Source organism: Pigmentiphaga litoralis (assembly GCF_014651835.1).
GTDB classification, from domain to species: domain Bacteria; phylum Pseudomonadota; class Gammaproteobacteria; order Burkholderiales; family Burkholderiaceae_B; genus Pigmentiphaga; species Pigmentiphaga litoralis.
Genome location: NZ_BMXQ01000001.1, coordinates 342,324 through 357,499 on the forward strand (window position 1 = coordinate 342,324; position 15,176 = coordinate 357,499).

Here is a 15,176-nt window from a genome sequence, read left to right on the forward strand (position 1 = left end):
AAGCCCGTTGCACCCCCCTTGCTGACCATGGACGAGGCGCTGGAGCGTCTGTTGGCACGCGCAACGCCGCCGACCGATGCGACCCAGGACGTCGACCTGATGGACGCCACCGGCCGTGTGCTGGCCGTCGACATCACCTCGACCATCAACGTCCCGTCGGTCGACAATTCGTCGATGGACGGCTATGCGGTGCGGACTGCGGACGCGGATGCGCTGGCCCAGGGGCTGCCGGTCTCGCAGCGTATTCCCGCTGGATCCGTGCCGACCCCCCTGGCGCCGAACAGCGTCGCGCGCATCTTCACGGGTGCCGAAGTGCCCGCAGGCGCCGACGCGATCATCATGCAGGAACAGGCCGTGGTCGACGGCGACCGGGTGCGGTTCACCGCCACGCCCGCCGTCGGCGAGTGGGTGCGCCAGATCGGCTGTGATATCGAGGCGGGCGCCCGCATCCTGACGGCCGGCATGCGCTTGCGCCCGCAAGACGTGGCGCTGGCGGCCTCGGTCGGCGTGGCCACCCTGACCGTGCGGCCGCGCTTGCGGGTCGCCACCTTCTTCACTGGCGATGAACTCGCCATGCCGGGTGAACCGCTGGCGCCTGGCAAGATCTACAACTCGAATCGCTTCCTGCTGCGTGGCCTCTTGCAGGCCCTGCCTGTGGAACATGTCGACCTTGGCATCGTCCCGGACACACTCGACGCGACTCGCGAGACGCTGCGCCGCGCCGCGGCCGACAACGACCTGGTCATCACGACCGGCGGCGTGTCGGTAGGCGAAGAAGACCACGTCAAGCCGGCGGTGGAAGCCGAAGGGCATCTGGACCTCTGGAACCTGGCGATCAAGCCTGGCAAACCCTTGGCGTTCGGTGGCGTGCGCCGCGCCGACGCCACCGAGGCAGCCTTTATCGGGCTGCCGGGCAACCCGGTGTCCAGCCTGGTCACGTTTGCGTTCTTCGTGCGGCCGCTGTTGCTGCGGCTCGCGGGCGTGGCCGAGGTGACGCCGGTGCGCGTGCCCATGCGCGCCGATTTCGTCTGGCCCAAGGGCGATCGCCGCCGGGAATTCCTGCGCGTGCGGCGCAATGCTGAAGGCGGCCTGGACCTGTTCCCGAACCAGTTGTCCAACGTGCTAACGTCAACGGTCTGGGGGGACGGGGTGATCGACAATCCACCGGGCCAGACCATCGCCCAGGGCGACATGGTCCAGTTCATCAGCTTTGCGGATCTTCTGACATGAATATCGAATTGCGCTTTTTTGCGTCGCTGCGCGAGTCGCTGGGCAAGGACCGCGAACGCGCCACCGTGCCCCCCGAGGTGCAGACCGTGGGCGACTTGCGGGCGTGGCTGGTTGCGCGTGGAGAAGACTGGGCAGCCGCGCTGGGCGGGACACGCCCCGTGCGCGCGGCAGTCGACCAGACCATGGTCACCGCCGACGCACTTTTGCACGACGGCGCCGAAGTCGCGTTCTTTCCACCTGTCACGGGCGGCTGATCATGTCCGTGAGCGTGCAGCATGAAGATTTCGACACCGGCGCCGAGTTGACGGCCCTGCGGCAGGATCCGTCCGTGGGCGCCATCGCCAGTTTCGTTGGCACGGTGCGCGACATCAATGCCGGGGACGGGGTGGCGTCTCTCACACTCGAGCACTATCCGGGCATGACTGAAAAGGCCCTGTCCGAGATCGTCGAGCAGGCACAGGCGCGGTGGACACTGAACGCCGTCCGGGTGATTCATCGGGTGGGCGAGCTGCGCCCGACCGACCAGATCGTGCTGGTGGCCGTGGCCTGCCGACATCGGGGCGATGCCTTCCAGGCCTGCGAGTTCATCATGGACTACTTGAAGACCGAGGCGCCGTTCTGGAAGAAGGAAGAAACGGCCGCCGGCTCGCGCTGGGTCGATGCGCGCGAAAGCGATCACGACGCGGCCAGGCGCTGGAGCCTGCCGGGGCAGGGCTGAGGGCGTGGCTGGATTGGCTGGGCTGGGTCTGACTCCTGTGCGCCATGCAGTCCTTTTCGAACGGTGCACTTTGCCGGGTCAGGCCTGACCGCGGTCCACACTTCACGGTTTTTCTTAAAACGCGTCGGCTGAATGCCTGATCGCTTCGATCCGCCTGTAAACCCGATCCGCGGCGGCCAGGCCGCTGCGCACGGCGCCTTCCAGCGTCGCGGGGTAGCCGGTGTCCGTGTAGTCACCGGCCAGCGTCACCGCTGCCCAGGGCGTGCGATTGCCGGGCCGCACCAGATCCGGCACGGCGGCAAAGGTCGCACGTTTTTCGATGATCAACGAGGTGTCCGTGACATCCGGCAAGTTAGGTAGCCCGTCAGGATGGGCCGCCAGCTGTTCACGCAATTGCACGACGAGCTGGGCGATGGCCGTGTCACGAGGACGATCGGCCAGTGTGCTGGCTTCGCTGATCACGATCGTCAATTCGGCGCGATTACCCGGCAATCCAAGCAAGGCGCCCCGATCGAACACCCACTGGCCATCGCGGCCCGTAGCAGGATCGTCGTACAGCAGCATCATGGGCGAAGGCAGGCGGTAGGGGCCTGCCAGACGCAAGGTCAGGGTTGCGATCGGCAGGTAGCTGAAGGCGCGCAGCGTGTCGCACAGCGCGCCGGAATGCGCCAGTCCCGAGAGCATGCGGGCGGCGGCCACTGGCGGGACGGCAACGACGACCTGGTCGAATCGCAGTCCGTCCACTTCGACGCCACCCGCTGCGGACATCGCAGCGGCGTCCGTGACGGCATCACCGGCACCCCCTGCACCCCCTGCACTCCAGTTGCCGGCAACGCTGGCGCTGCCGGCCCCCGTGCCGTTGGCGCCGGATGCTTCCTTGCCCGGCTCCACCACCGCAATCGACCTGACCGCATGGCCGTAGCGCATTGTGCATCGCGCGGCGGCGGCCTGCGGCCAAAGCGCCGACAAATCCACCTTCGGAATCAGCAGATCACTGTCTGCCCGTGTCGTCGCCAGACTGTCGCGCAAGACGACTGCAAACAGGCGCGCGCACGCGTCGTCCAAAGGCGTGTTCAGGGCCGCCAGGCACAAAGGGCGCCACAGGGTCTCGGTCACTCGTTCGGTCTGGCGGGTCGCTGCAAGCAGTTCACTGACAGTGCGCTGCGCCGGCCGGAAAGCGGCAGCCCTCAGCGCAGTCAGCAGACGGACGGCGGACCGTTTGTCGGCCCAGGCAAAGCCGCGCGCGGTCATCAGGGCAACCGCGACGTGCAGTGGTGCGGGCAGCCACGCAGGCGCCTTCAACGCGAATCGACCATCGGCGCTGACAAGACGCAGCGGGGACCGAAGCAGGGCGGCTTCCGGTGCAATACCCAGGCTGCGCATCAAGGCCAGCGTTTCGGCATAGGCGCCCAGCAGCAGGTGTTGTCCGTTGTCAAGATGTGCGGCAAAGCCGACATCGGCGGGGGAATGGTCGCCGGCAGCGTGCTCGACGGCGACGCGCCGCGCCCGCCCGCCGGGCTCATGCGCACTTTCGAACACCGTGACATCGCATCCGCGCTGCGTCAGGCGTGTTGCGGCAGCCAGCCCGGCCCAGCCGGCGCCGATCACCGCGATCCACGGCCGTCTTGGAGCCACCGTTCAGACGCCGATGCGGCGTTGTACGTACTTGCCGCCACTGACATAGGTGCGCCATGCCAACCACAGCTTGCGAACGGGGGTCAGCGAAATCCGCTGATGGAGCACCTGGAATTGCGAGTCTTCAATCTCGTCCAGCAACGCGTAGTAGATGGCGGCCATCATCAGGCCGGGGCGCTGCGGCCGGCGGTCCTGCTCGGGCAGGGCGGCCAGGGCGTCGCGATAGGCCGCGCGGGCCCGGTCGCACTGGAACTGCATCAGCGCGGTGAACCGGTCCGAATACTTGCCATTCAGGATCTCGGACGCCTTGACGTCGAACTGCTGCAACTCGTTCACGGGCAGGTAGATGCGGCCCTTGCGTGCGTCGTCGCCGACGTCGCGGATGATGTTCGTCAGCTGGAAGGCCAGGCCGAGCTTGTCGGCGTAGACCAGCGTGGCGGGATCGCTGTACCCGAAGATACCGGCCGACAGCTCACCGACCACACCGGCCACATGCCAACAGTACTTACGCAGTCCCGCGTAGTCCAGATACCGGGTCTGGTCCAGATCCATCTCCATGCCGTCGACGATGGCGACCAGCCGGGCCTGGGTGATCCCGCAGCTTGCCAGGTGCGGCTGCAGCGCTTTGGTGACCGGATGATCCGGTTTGCCGTCGAACAGCTTCTGGATTTCGGTGCGCCACCAGGCCAGCTTGATGCGCGCCACCGACGCGTCGCTTGCTTCGTCGACGGCGTCGTCCAGCTGCCGGCACAATGCATACAGGGCCGTGATCGCGCGGCGGCGCTCGGGGGGCAGGAACAGGAAGCTGTAGTAGAAGCTGGAACCGCTCTGCGCGGTCTTTTCCTGGCAGTACTGATCAGGCGTCATAGTGAGGTGGAGGTTGCGGGCAAGGTGTGCGGCAGGCGGCACGCTCGCCAGATCAGCGCGAGCCAGTCGGATTTGCCAAGCACGGGGCGGTGGCGGAATACGTCGTAGCCGACAGCTTCGATGCGTTCAAGGATGCGCAGCCCGCCCAGCACCACGAGGCGCAATTCCCAACCGATGCGGCCTGGAAGCGCCAGGGCCAGGGGTGCCCCGAAGTGTAGCAGCGCCCGCGCGCGATCGACCTCGAAGGCCATCAGGGCGCGGAAGGGTGCGTCGACCCGGCGCGCGGCAATGGCCGCTTCGCTGACGCCGAAGCGGGTGCGGTCGTCTTGCGGCAGATAGATCCGCCCCTTTTCCCAATCGACGCCCACGTCCTGCCAGAAATTGGTCAGTTGCAGGCCGGTGCAGATTGCGCTGGACCACGCCAGATGCTGCGGGGTGGCTGCGCCGTAAAGCCGCAGCATCAATTCACCGACGGGGTCGGCCGAACGTTGGCAATAGTCCGCCAGCACGGGGTAGTCCGCATAGCGCTTGACCGTCACGTCCTGCGCAAACGCGGAAAGCAGGCGGCGAAAGGGCGCCAGCGGCAGGTCATGGCGGCCAATGGTGGCGGACAGGGGCGTAAAGATAGGATCCAGGTCGGAGTCGAAAGAGGGCGACCGTGCAGAGCCCGCCGACGCTTCGATCCGGTCCAGCATCGCCTGGTACCGCGCCAGTCCGGCCAGCCGCTCCGCATCGCTGGCATCGCCTTCGTCTGCGATATCGTCGGCACTGCGGGCGAACCGGTAGAGGTCGGTGACCGACGCACGCAACGCCGGCGGCAGCAGGAAGGACGCAACAGGAAAGTTTTCGTAGTGATCGACGGGCATGGGGGCTCGTAAGGGCAGGCAGGCATCATACCGACAGAACGAAGACAGGTTTTCGATAGGATGAAACTGTCCGGGTTGACGGTTAGTGATTTGCCCTGAGGTGGTCGATAATGGGGCACCCACGACTCTCGAGTTTTGCCATGTCCGATGCCTTTACCGCGCGCCACCCACGCCTGCAACCTGTTTCCAGGTCTGCCAGGCGGATGCTGCGGACCGTCATGGTGCTGCTGCTGGGCATGGCTGCCGCGACAGGGCTGACGGCGTGCAAGGATAAAGCGCCGGTCGAGGCCGAGGTCTTGCGGCCGGTCCGCACGCTCGTGCTCGAATCGGCCGACGTGAACCTGGTCGGTGAATTCCCGGCAGAGATCCGTCCGCGTGTCGACTCGGCCTTGGGGTTTCGCGTCGCCGGCAAGATACTGGAACGGCGTGTGCAGGCCGGGCAGGAGGTCAAGCGGGGCCAGGTCCTTGCGCGGATCGACGCGTCCGACCTGCGCCTGAATGAAAGCGCCTCGCGCGCGCAGCTTGCCGCGGCCGAAGTGGACCGCAAGCAGAAGCAGGCCGATCTTGCACGGTACGGCGAACTGCGCCGCAAGGGCTTCATCAGCGCAGCCGAATTCGAGTCTCGCCGCACGGCGGCCGAAGCGTCGCAGGCTCAGTACGAGCAGGCGCGCGCCGGGTTGTCGGTGCAGACCAACCAGGCCGACTACGCCGTGCTGACAGCGCCTGCCGACGGGGTCGTGACCAGTGTCGATGCCGAGGTGGGGCAGGTGGTGGCGGCCGGGCAGTCCGTCATGCATGTGGCCGGAACGGCCGACAAGGAAGCCGCCTTCCAGATCCCGGAAAATCGCGTCGACCAGGTGCGGGGCCTGAACACGGCGGAAGTCACCCTGTGGTCGGGGGGGCCGCCCATGAAGGGCGTCATCCGCGAAATCAGCGCATCGGCGGACCCGTCCACCCGGGCCTTCGCCGCGCGCCTGCGCCTGATCGATCCGCCGTCCAGCGTGCGTTTCGGCATGACGGCCACCGCGCGCTTCGCGGGCCGCAGCGCGCAACCCCTGGTACGCGTGCCGCTCAGCGCCCTGTTGCGGCAGGATGATCAGACGTGGGTCTGGGTCTTCTCGCCCGAATCCGGGGTCGTCACACGCACCCAGGTTCGTCTGACGACCGTCACGGATACCGAAGCGCTGCTTGAAAGCACCTTGCCCGCGCGGGCGGAAATCGTCACGGCAGGTGTCCATCTGCTGCGTGAAGGGCAGCGGGTCAGGCGCCTGGAGACCGCAGCGGCGCCCGGTTCTGCTTCCACCCGTGAAGTCACGGCCGGGTCTGCCCCGCGCGCGTCCGATGGCGCCGCGTCGGTGATTTCGAACACCGCTGCAGCAAGCGGAGCGCCACGTTGATGCCGGGTTCCCAACAGCACCGCTTCAACCTGTCCCGCTGGGCGCTCGAACATCAGTCCATCGTCCGCTATCTGATTGCCGTGCTGTTGCTCGGCGGGGTCTTTTCGTATCTGCAGCTGGGCCAGGACGAAGATCCCCCGTTCACGTTCCGGGCGATGGTGGTGCGGGCCTATTGGCCCGGTGCGTCGGCGGAACAGACCATCGAACAGGTCACTGACCGGATCGAGCGCGCCCTGCAGACGGTGCCGTACGCCGACAAGATCCGCAGCTACGCCAAGCCGGGCGAAACGCTCACCATCCTGCAATTGGAAGAGGGGGCGCCCGTATCGGCGGTGGCCGACAGCTGGTATCAGGTTCGAAAAAAGGTGTCGGACATCCAGGGCACCTTCCCGGCCGGCACGGTCGGGCCGTTCTTCAACGACGAGTTCGGCGACACCTTCGGGGTCATCTTCTCGTTCTCGTCGGACGGCTTCAACTATGCCGAGCTGAAGAAGTACGTGGAAAACGTACGCCAGCAGCTCCTGCGGGTGCAGGACGTCGCCAAGGTCGAGCTGTTCGGTGTGCAGGACGAAAAGGTCTACATCGAGATTCCGCAGCGCAAGCTGGCGCAGTACGGCATCTCGCTGGAAGGGGTGTCCACGCAGCTGACAGGCCAGAACGCTATTGAACCGTCCGGCGTACTCGTGCTGCCCGACGAGCGCCTGTGGGTGCGGGTGACGGGTCAGATCGCAGACGTGGAAGGCTTGCGCAACTTGCCCATCCGGGTCGCGGCCAGTGCGCAAAGTGCGGCGGGCGTATCGGCAGGCGGCACGGTCCGGCTGGGCGATATCGCCACGGTTGAGCGTGGTTATGTCGATCCGCCCACCAGCAAGATGCGTCACGGCACGGCGGCGGGCAGCCAGGAAGTGATCGGCCTGGGGGTATCGATGGTGAAAGGCGGCGATATTGTCGGGCTGGGCGAGCGCCTGGCCGAAGTCGAACGCCGGATCAACGCCAGCCTGCCGGTGGGCATCGAAATGGTCAAGACGGCCGATCAGCCCAGCGCGGTCAAGGAATCGGTCGGCGAGTTCGTGCACGTGCTGATCGAAGCAGTCGTCATCGTGCTGGCCGTGAGCTTTCTGGCGCTGGGCTTGCATACGCGGCCCCTGCGGCTGGATGTGCGGCCCGGCCTGGTGGTGGCGCTGACCATCCCGCTGGTGCTGGCTGCCACGTTCCTCTGCATGTATATCTTCAACATCAACCTGCACAAGATCTCGCTTGGCGCGCTGATCATTGCGCTGGGCCTGCTGGTGGACGACGCGATCATCGCCGTCGAGATGATGGTCCGGAAGATGGAAGAGGGGATGGATCGGCTGGATGCCGCCACGTTCGCGTATCAGTCCACCGCCTTCCCGATGCTGACCGGAACCCTGATCACCGTGGCTGGCTTCCTGCCGATCGCCATGGCCAAATCGTCGGCCGGCGAATACACGTTTTCGATCTTTGCCGTCACTGCGATTGCGCTGATCCTGTCGTGGATCGCGGCCGTCATCTTCACGCCCTACATCGGCTTTTTGCTGCTGCGGATCAAGCCGCAGCACACAGCGGACGGCAACGGCGGCGACGCTGGCGCGACGCACCCGAACGAGCATGACGTCTTCGATACCCGTTTCTATCGCGGCCTGCGCCGGCTGGTCGATGCCTGCCTGCGGTTTCGCTGGATCGTCATCGGCGTCACGGCAGCCATGCTGGTGCTTGGCGCCGCCAGCTTCAGCGTGATCGAACAACAGTTCTTTCCGGAATCGAATCGCCCGGAACTGACCGTGGACCTCTGGTTGCCCGAAGGCGCCAGTTTCCAGGCGACCGAGGCCGAAGCGCTCAAGCTGGAAAAGTGGCTGTCGGCCCAGCCCGAGGTCAGCAGCTACCTGACGTACATCGGGGTCGGCAGCCCCCGCTTCTACCTGCCGCTCGACCTGCAATTGAATCAGGTCAACCTTGCCCAGGTCGTCGTCACCTCGCGCGGGCTGGCCGATCGCGACGCGCTGCGGGCGCGCCTGCAGACGCTGTTCGACAATGACTTCCCGAACGTGCGTGGGCGCGTGAAGCTTCTGTCCAGCGGGCCACCGGTGCCCTATGACGTGCAGTTCCGCGTCCAGGGGACCGATATTGAGGGGGTTCGGCGCATTGCCGATCAGGTGAAGGAGATCGTGCGCGGCAACCCGAACGTCGTGGGGGTGAACGACAACTGGAACGAGAACGTCAAGGTGCTGCGTCTGGAAATCGACCAGGACAAGGCGCGGGCCCTGGGCGTGACGTCGCAGAATCTGCAGCGCACCGCTCAGCTGTTGCTGACCGGGGCGACCATCGGCACATTCCGCGAAGAGAACAAGCTGATCGACATCGTCGTGCGGCAGCCGGCTGATGAACGCGCCGCCATGACCCGGCTGGCCGAAGCCAGCGTGCCCACCACGTCGGGCCGCTACGTGCCGCTGTCCCAGATCGCGACGCCGCATCTGGTCTGGGAGCCGGGCGTGATCTGGCGCCAGAACCGTGACTACGCGATCACCGTGCAATCCGATGTGCGTCACGGCATTCAAGGGCCCACGGTGACGGCGCAGATCGATCCCAAGCTGGCCGACCTGCGGCGCACCTTGCCTGCCGGGTATGAGATCGCCGTGGCGGGCGCGACCGAAGAGTCCGGAACCGCGCAGTCGTCCATCGTCGCCAATGTGCCGTTGATGCTGGTGCTCGTCATGACCTTGCTGATGGCGCAACTGCACAGCCTGTCGCGGGCAGTGCTGGTGTACCTGACCGGGCCGCTCGGCATCATTGGCGCGGCGCTGGCGCTGTTGTTGTTCAAGGCGCCGTTCGGGTTCGTTGCGCAGCTGGGCGTGATCGCCTTGCTGGGCATGATCATCCGCAATTCCGTGATCCTGATCGACCAGATCGAGCAGCACGTGAAGGAAGGGGAGGCGGTGTGGACGGCGATCGTCGAGTCGGCGGTGCGGCGCTCGCGGCCCATCATGCTGACCGCGGCGGCGGCGGTGCTGGCCATGATTCCCCTGTCGCGCAGCACCTTCTGGGGGCCGATGGCGGTTGCGATCATGGGCGGCCTCATCGTGGCCACGTTTCTTACCCTGCTATTCTTGCCGGCTCTTTACGCGGCCTGCTTCCGGGTCAAGCGCCCGGATGCACCGCGCTCTGCTTGAAATCGTCCTCCTCAGCCTCACAGTATTCCGATATGCCTCGTCCCATCTACGCCACCGTCTCTCGTTCTGCGCTCGCGCACAACCTCGCCACCGTCCGTCAGCATCTGGCCGCGGTGCCGGCGGCCGCGACCGGGGCGGGCGGCCCGGCCGTGGCGCCTGCGCGGATCTGGGCGGTCATCAAGGCCAACGCCTACGGCCACGGGATCGAGCGCGCCATGGCGGGCTTTTCGAATGCCGACGGCCTGGCCATGCTGGACCTGGCCGAAGCCGTGCGGTGCCGCGAGGCAGGCTGGGTGGGCCCAATCCTGCTGCTCGAAGGCGTGTTCGAGCCGGCCGACCTGGACATTGTGGGCCGCTACCACCTGACCATTGCGGTTACGGCCGACGAGCACCTGGACATGATCGAGCACGCCCGCTTCGCCCGGCCGGTCGACGTGTTCCTGAAGCTGAACAGCGGCATGAACCGCCTCGGCTTCGTGCCATCGGACTATCGGGACGCGTTCCAGCGTCTGTCGGGTTTCGCGCAGCGCGGAAAGATCGCGACCATCGGTCACATGACGCACTTTTCGACCGCGGACGGTCCGGACGGCATTGCCGCGCAACTGGAAGTTTTCCGCAGCGTCACGTCAGGGCTGCGGGGGCCGGTCAGTCTGTGCAATTCGGCAGCCAGCCTGCGCTTCCCTGAAGTCGCAGCTGACTGGGTTCGTCCCGGCATCGCGTTGTATGGCTCGACGCCATTCGATGACCGGTCGGCCGAATCCTATGGCTTGAAGCCCGCCATGGCCCTGCGCTCGGCGCTGATCGGCATACAAGACGTGCCTGCAGGTGGCGCGGTCGGCTATGGCGCCACGTTCCGCGCGCCATCGCCCATGCGTATTGGCGTGGTGGCCTGCGGCTATGCCGACGGATATCCGCGCCATGCCGGCACGGGCACGCCTGTCATCGTGGGCGGCGTGCGTACGCGCCTGGTGGGCCGCGTCTCCATGGATATGATTGCCGTCGACCTGACGCCAGTGCCGGGCGCCCACGTCGGCACGCCGGTCACGCTGTGGGGAGCCGAAGGACTGTCGGTGGACGAGGTTGCGCATGCGGCCGGCACCATCGGCTATGAATTACTTTGCGCAGTCGCGCCCCGCGTAGCCATCCGATCCGAGGCGTAAACAAGACATGGCCAAAGTGAAATCGATGTTCGTGTGTTCGGAGTGCGGTGGCACCAGTCCCAAGTGGGCAGGCAAGTGCCCGCATTGCGGCGCCTGGAACACCCTGGACGAAACCACTGCGCCCACGGCATCGCCGACGGGGGCCGCCCACCGCTACGCGCCGCTGGCGGCGTCGTCGCCAGTGCGCAAGCTGTCCGAAATCGAAGCCCGCGAAACGCCGCGTTTCCCGACCGGCATCGACGAGTTCGATCGTGTGCTGGGCGGCGGCATGGTGGCGGGTGGGGTGATCCTGATCGGCGGCGATCCGGGCATCGGCAAGTCGACCCTGCTGCTGCAAGCGCTTGCGTCCCTGTCCGCCTCGCGCCGCGTGTTGTATGTGTCCGGTGAAGAGTCCGGAGACCAGGTCGCCTTGCGTGCGACCCGGCTGGGCCTGGAAACCGGCAATGTCGATCTGCTGGCCGAGATCCGCCTGGAAGCCATCCAGGCCGCGCTGACCGACGTCGCCCCCGAAGTTGCCGTGATCGACTCGATCCAGACGGTGTACTCGGAACAACTCACGTCGGCGCCGGGGTCGGTGGCGCAGGTGCGCGAATGCGCGGCGCAGCTGACGCGCTTCGCCAAGCAGCGTGGCATCACCATCGTCCTGATCGGCCACGTGACAAAGGAAGGCGCGCTGGCGGGTCCGCGTGTGCTTGAACACATCGTCGACACGGTGCTCTATTTCGAAGGCGATACCCATTCGTCGTTCCGCCTGATCCGGGCGTTCAAGAACCGCTTTGGCGCGGTCAATGAACTGGGTGTGTTCGCCATGACGGACCGCGGCCTGCGCGGCGTGCCGAACCCGTCGGCGCTGTTCCTGTCCCAGCACGACCAGCAGGTGCCGGGCTCCTGCGTCATGGTCACGCAGGAAGGGTCGCGTCCGTTGCTGGTCGAGATCCAGGCACTGGTCGATACCGCGCACGTTCCCAATCCGCGCCGGCTGTCGGTCGGCCTGGAAGGGAACCGCCTTGCCATGCTGCTGGCCGTGCTGCACCGGCATGCCGGGGTTGCCGCCTTCGACCAGGACGTGTTCGTGAACGCAGTGGGCGGCGTCAAGATCACCGAGCCGGCAGCCGACTTGCCGGTGCTGCTGGCGATTACCTCGTCCATGCGCAACCGGGCGTTGCCCAAAGGCCTGATCACATTCGGTGAAGTGGGGCTTGCGGGTGAAATCCGGCCCGCGCCGCGCGGCCAGGAACGCCTGCGCGAAGCGGCCAAGCTGGGCTTCAGCATCGCGCTGATCCCCAAGGCCAACGCACCGCGCCAGCCGATCGAAGGCCTGGAAATCTGGGCGGTGGACCGCCTGGACGCCGCGCTGGACAAGCTGCGGGGCGAGTAGCGACGCATGGGTTGCGCTCGATCAATACGAGCACCATGCAAAACGTCGTACCCTGGTCACAAGCGCTTGATTTCGCCCTGTATGCCCATACGTGCTCGCTATCAGGCCGATAGGCCCCACTAACCTAATGTGACCCATCATGCGATTCGATCGACTGACTACCAAGTTCCAGCAGGCTCTGGCCGACGCCCAGAGCTTGGCTGCCCGTAACGATCACCCTTATATCGAGCCGGTCCACCTGCTGTCGGCGCTCCTGTCCGATCCGGAAAGCGGCGCGGGCAGCCTGCTGGCGCGCGCCGGGGTGGCGGTCAGCAAGCTGACGCCCGACCTGGCCAATGCCGTCGCGCGCCTGCCGCAAGTGCAGGGCAGCGACAGCACCCTGCAGCCCAGCCGTGACCTGCAGTCGCTGCTGACCAAGACCGACAAGGAAGCGCACAAGCGCGGCGACGACTTCATCGCCAGCGAACTGTTCCTGCTTGCCGCCTCAGACGACAAAGGCGAGATTGGCCGCCTGCTGCGTGACGCCGGGCTGCAGCGCAAGGCGCTGGAAGCCGCCGTCGACGCCGTCCGCGGCGGCGCGTCGGTGGACTCCCAGGAAGGCGAAAGCAACCGCGAGTCCCTCAAGAAATACACGATGGACCTGACCGAGCGCGCCCGCCAGGGCAAGCTCGACCCGGTCATTGGCCGCGACGACGAAATCCGCCGCGCCATCCAGATCCTGCAACGCCGCACCAAGAACAATCCGGTGCTGATCGGCGAGCCGGGCGTGGGCAAGACTGCCATCGTGGAAGGTTTGGCGCAGCGCATTGTCAATGACGAAGTCCCCGAGTCCCTCAAGGGCAAGCGGGTGCTGTCGCTCGACATGGCGGCCCTGCTGGCCGGCGCCAAGTTCCGCGGCGAATTCGAAGAGCGCCTGAAGTCCGTCCTGAAAGAACTGTCGCACGACGCGGGCAGCAACATTGTCTTCATCGACGAGCTGCACACCATGGTGGGCGCGGGCAAGGCGGAGGGGGCCATGGACGCGGGCAACATGCTCAAGCCCGCCCTGGCGCGTGGCGAACTGCATTGCATCGGCGCCACCACGCTCGATGAATACCGCAAGTACATCGAGAAAGACGCCGCGCTCGAACGCCGCTTCCAGAAAGTGCTGGTGGGCGAGCCGACCGTGGAAGCGACCATTGCCATCCTGCGCGGGCTGCAGGAACGCTACGAGCTGCACCATGGCGTCGACATTACCGACCCGGCCATCGTGGCCGCGGCGGAACTGTCGAACCGCTACATCACGGACCGCTTCCTGCCCGACAAGGCGATCGACCTGATCGACGAGGCGGCAGCCCGCATCCGGATGGAGATCGATTCGAAGCCGGAAGTCATGGATCGCCTGGAACGCCGGATGATCCAGCTCAAGATCGAGCGCGAAGCCATCAAGCGCGAAACCGACGAGTCGTCGCGCCGCCGTCTGCAATTGCTCGAAGAAGAATTGAGCAAGCTCAGCCGCGAGTACAACGACTACGAAGAAGTCTGGAAAGCCGAGAAGGCCGCCGTGCAGGGCACGCAGTCGATCAAGGAAGAGATCGACAAGGTGCGGGCCGACATGGCCGACCTGCAGCGCAAGGGGCAGTTCGACAAGCTGGCCGAACTGCAATATGGCAAGCTGCCCGAGCTCGAAGCGCGCCTGAAGTCCGCTGAAGTCGGCAATGCCGACGGCGGCGTGCCGTCCGACAAGCCGCGCCTGCTGCGCACCCAGGTGGGTGCCGAGGAAATCGCCGAAGTCGTGTCACGCGCCACCGGTATTCCGGTGTCGAAGATGATGCAGGGTGAACGGGCCAAGCTGCTTGCGATGGAAGACCGCCTGCACCAGCGGGTGATCGGCCAGGACGAAGCCGTGCGGCTGGTGTCGGACGCCATCCGCCGGTCGCGTGCCGGCTTGTCGGACCCGCAACGTCCGTATGGGTCCTTCCTGTTCCTGGGCCCCACCGGCGTCGGCAAGACCGAACTGACCAAGGCGCTGGCCGGTTTCCTGTTCGATTCCGACGACCACCTGATCCGCATCGACATGAGCGAGTTCATGGAAAAGCACTCGGTGGCTCGCCTGATCGGTGCGCCCCCGGGGTACGTGGGCTACGAAGAGGGCGGCTACCTGACGGAAGCCGTGCGTCGCAAACCCTATAGCGTGATCCTGCTGGACGAGGTCGAAAAGGCGCATCCGGACGTGTTCAACGTCTTGCTGCAGGTGCTCGATGACGGGCGGTTGACGGACGGGCAGGGCCGGACGGTCGACTTCCGCAACACCGTGGTGGTGATGACGTCGAACCTGGCGTCGCATCAGATCCAGGCAATGGCCGGCCAGCCGTATGGCGAGATCAAGGCGGTGGTGTGGGACGAGATCAAGAACCACTTCCGGCCTGAGTTCCTCAACCGGATCGACGAAGTCGTCGTGTTCCACGCGCTGGATGCCGAACACATTCAGTCGATCGCCAAGGTGCAGTTGCAGCGCCTGGCCGACCGCCTGGCCAAGATGGAAATGCGCCTGGAAGTGTCGGACGACGCCGTGGCGCAGATCGCACGGTCGGGTTTCGACCCGGTGTTTGGCGCGCGGCCCTTGAAGCGCGCCATCCAGCAGGAGATCGAAAACCCGGTCGCCAAGCTGATCCTGGAAGGCAGATTTGGCCCGAACGACGTGGTGCCGGTGGATTGGCACGACGACGCCTTCGTGTTCACACGTACCTTGCAGTGA

The 15,176-nt window shown here is 66.0% G+C and carries 11 protein-coding genes; 8 read left to right on the top strand and 3 right to left on the bottom strand.

The window, feature by feature from the left end:
* The first annotated feature begins 18 nt into the window (after positions 1-18).
* The 3 genes from IE116_RS01360 to moaE are packed head-to-tail and all read left to right on the top strand — an operon-like array spanning position 19 to position 1,948.
* Positions 19-1,230: a molybdopterin molybdotransferase MoeA gene (locus IE116_RS01360; RefSeq protein WP_229828331.1), complete on the top strand. Its 1,212-nt coding sequence runs from the start codon at positions 19-21 to the stop codon at positions 1,228-1,230.
* Positions 1,227-1,484, top strand: a complete 258-nt coding sequence (gene moaD / locus IE116_RS01365; RefSeq protein WP_189609118.1) for a molybdopterin converting factor subunit 1 — start codon at positions 1,227-1,229, stop codon at positions 1,482-1,484. The genes IE116_RS01360 and moaD overlap by 4 nt, the downstream gene beginning before the upstream one ends.
* A gap of 2 nt (positions 1,485-1,486) precedes the next feature.
* Positions 1,487-1,948, top strand: a complete 462-nt coding sequence (moaE, locus tag IE116_RS01370; RefSeq protein WP_189609119.1) for a molybdopterin synthase catalytic subunit MoaE — start codon at positions 1,487-1,489, stop codon at positions 1,946-1,948.
* Between the two features lie 114 nt (positions 1,949-2,062).
* Here the strand turns inward: moaE and IE116_RS01375 are convergent, their stop codons facing one another.
* The 3 genes from IE116_RS01375 to hpnC are packed head-to-tail and all read right to left on the bottom strand — an operon-like array spanning position 2,063 to position 5,316.
* Entirely contained in the window at positions 2,063-3,583 is a 1,521-nt protein-coding gene (locus IE116_RS01375; RefSeq protein WP_189609121.1) for an FAD-dependent oxidoreductase, read from the bottom strand.
* A 3-nt stretch (positions 3,584-3,586) separates the two neighbouring features.
* On the bottom strand, positions 3,587-4,450 hold the full coding sequence (gene hpnD, locus IE116_RS01380) for a presqualene diphosphate synthase HpnD (RefSeq protein WP_189609124.1): 864 nt from the start codon (positions 4,448-4,450) through the stop codon (positions 3,587-3,589).
* A complete protein-coding gene (gene hpnC, locus IE116_RS01385; protein WP_189609126.1) occupies positions 4,447-5,316 on the bottom strand; it encodes a squalene synthase HpnC in 870 nt (289 codons plus the stop codon). The genes hpnD and hpnC overlap by 4 nt, the downstream gene beginning before the upstream one ends.
* Positions 5,317-5,456: 140 nt before the next feature.
* Here hpnC and IE116_RS01390 point away from each other — a divergent pair, with 140 nt between their 5' ends.
* The 5 genes from IE116_RS01390 to clpB all read left to right on the top strand — a co-directional run bounded on the left by IE116_RS01390 (position 5,457) and on the right by clpB (position 15,176).
* Positions 5,457-6,713, top strand: a complete 1,257-nt coding sequence (locus IE116_RS01390) for an efflux RND transporter periplasmic adaptor subunit (RefSeq protein ID WP_189609128.1) — start codon at positions 5,457-5,459, stop codon at positions 6,711-6,713.
* Entirely contained in the window at positions 6,713-9,901 is a 3,189-nt protein-coding gene (locus IE116_RS01395) for an efflux RND transporter permease subunit (RefSeq protein ID WP_189609130.1), read from the top strand. The genes IE116_RS01390 and IE116_RS01395 overlap by 1 nt, the downstream gene beginning before the upstream one ends.
* 32 nt (positions 9,902-9,933) lie before the next feature.
* Positions 9,934-11,061 (top strand): alanine racemase, encoded by a 1,128-nt coding sequence (gene alr, locus IE116_RS01400; RefSeq protein ID WP_189609131.1) that lies wholly within the window; start codon positions 9,934-9,936, stop codon positions 11,059-11,061.
* A 7-nt stretch (positions 11,062-11,068) separates the two neighbouring features.
* Positions 11,069-12,439, top strand: coding sequence for a DNA repair protein RadA (gene radA, locus IE116_RS01405; RefSeq protein ID WP_189609133.1), 1,371 nt, complete (start codon positions 11,069-11,071; stop codon positions 12,437-12,439).
* 139 nt (positions 12,440-12,578) lie between these two features.
* Positions 12,579-15,176: an ATP-dependent chaperone ClpB gene (clpB, locus tag IE116_RS01410; RefSeq protein ID WP_189609135.1), complete on the top strand. Its 2,598-nt coding sequence runs from the start codon at positions 12,579-12,581 to the stop codon at positions 15,174-15,176.

Coding starts and splice junctions, on each gene's coding strand:
- moaD (WP_189609118.1), top strand. CDS start 1,227: ATGAATATCGAATTGCGCTTTTTTGCGTCGCTGCGCGAGTCGCTGGGC.
- moaE (WP_189609119.1), top strand. CDS start 1,487: ATGTCCGTGAGCGTGCAGCATGAAGATTTCGACACCGGCGCCGAGTTG.
- hpnD (WP_189609124.1), bottom strand. CDS start 4,450: ATGACGCCTGATCAGTACTGCCAGGAAAAGACCGCGCAGAGCGGTTCC.
- hpnC (WP_189609126.1), bottom strand. CDS start 5,316: ATGCCCGTCGATCACTACGAAAACTTTCCTGTTGCGTCCTTCCTGCTG.
- IE116_RS01390 (WP_189609128.1), top strand. CDS start 5,457: ATGTCCGATGCCTTTACCGCGCGCCACCCACGCCTGCAACCTGTTTCC.
- IE116_RS01395 (WP_189609130.1), top strand. CDS start 6,713: ATGCCGGGTTCCCAACAGCACCGCTTCAACCTGTCCCGCTGGGCGCTC.
- alr (WP_189609131.1), top strand. CDS start 9,934: ATGCCTCGTCCCATCTACGCCACCGTCTCTCGTTCTGCGCTCGCGCAC.
- radA (WP_189609133.1), top strand. CDS start 11,069: ATGGCCAAAGTGAAATCGATGTTCGTGTGTTCGGAGTGCGGTGGCACC.
- clpB (WP_189609135.1), top strand. CDS start 12,579: ATGCGATTCGATCGACTGACTACCAAGTTCCAGCAGGCTCTGGCCGAC.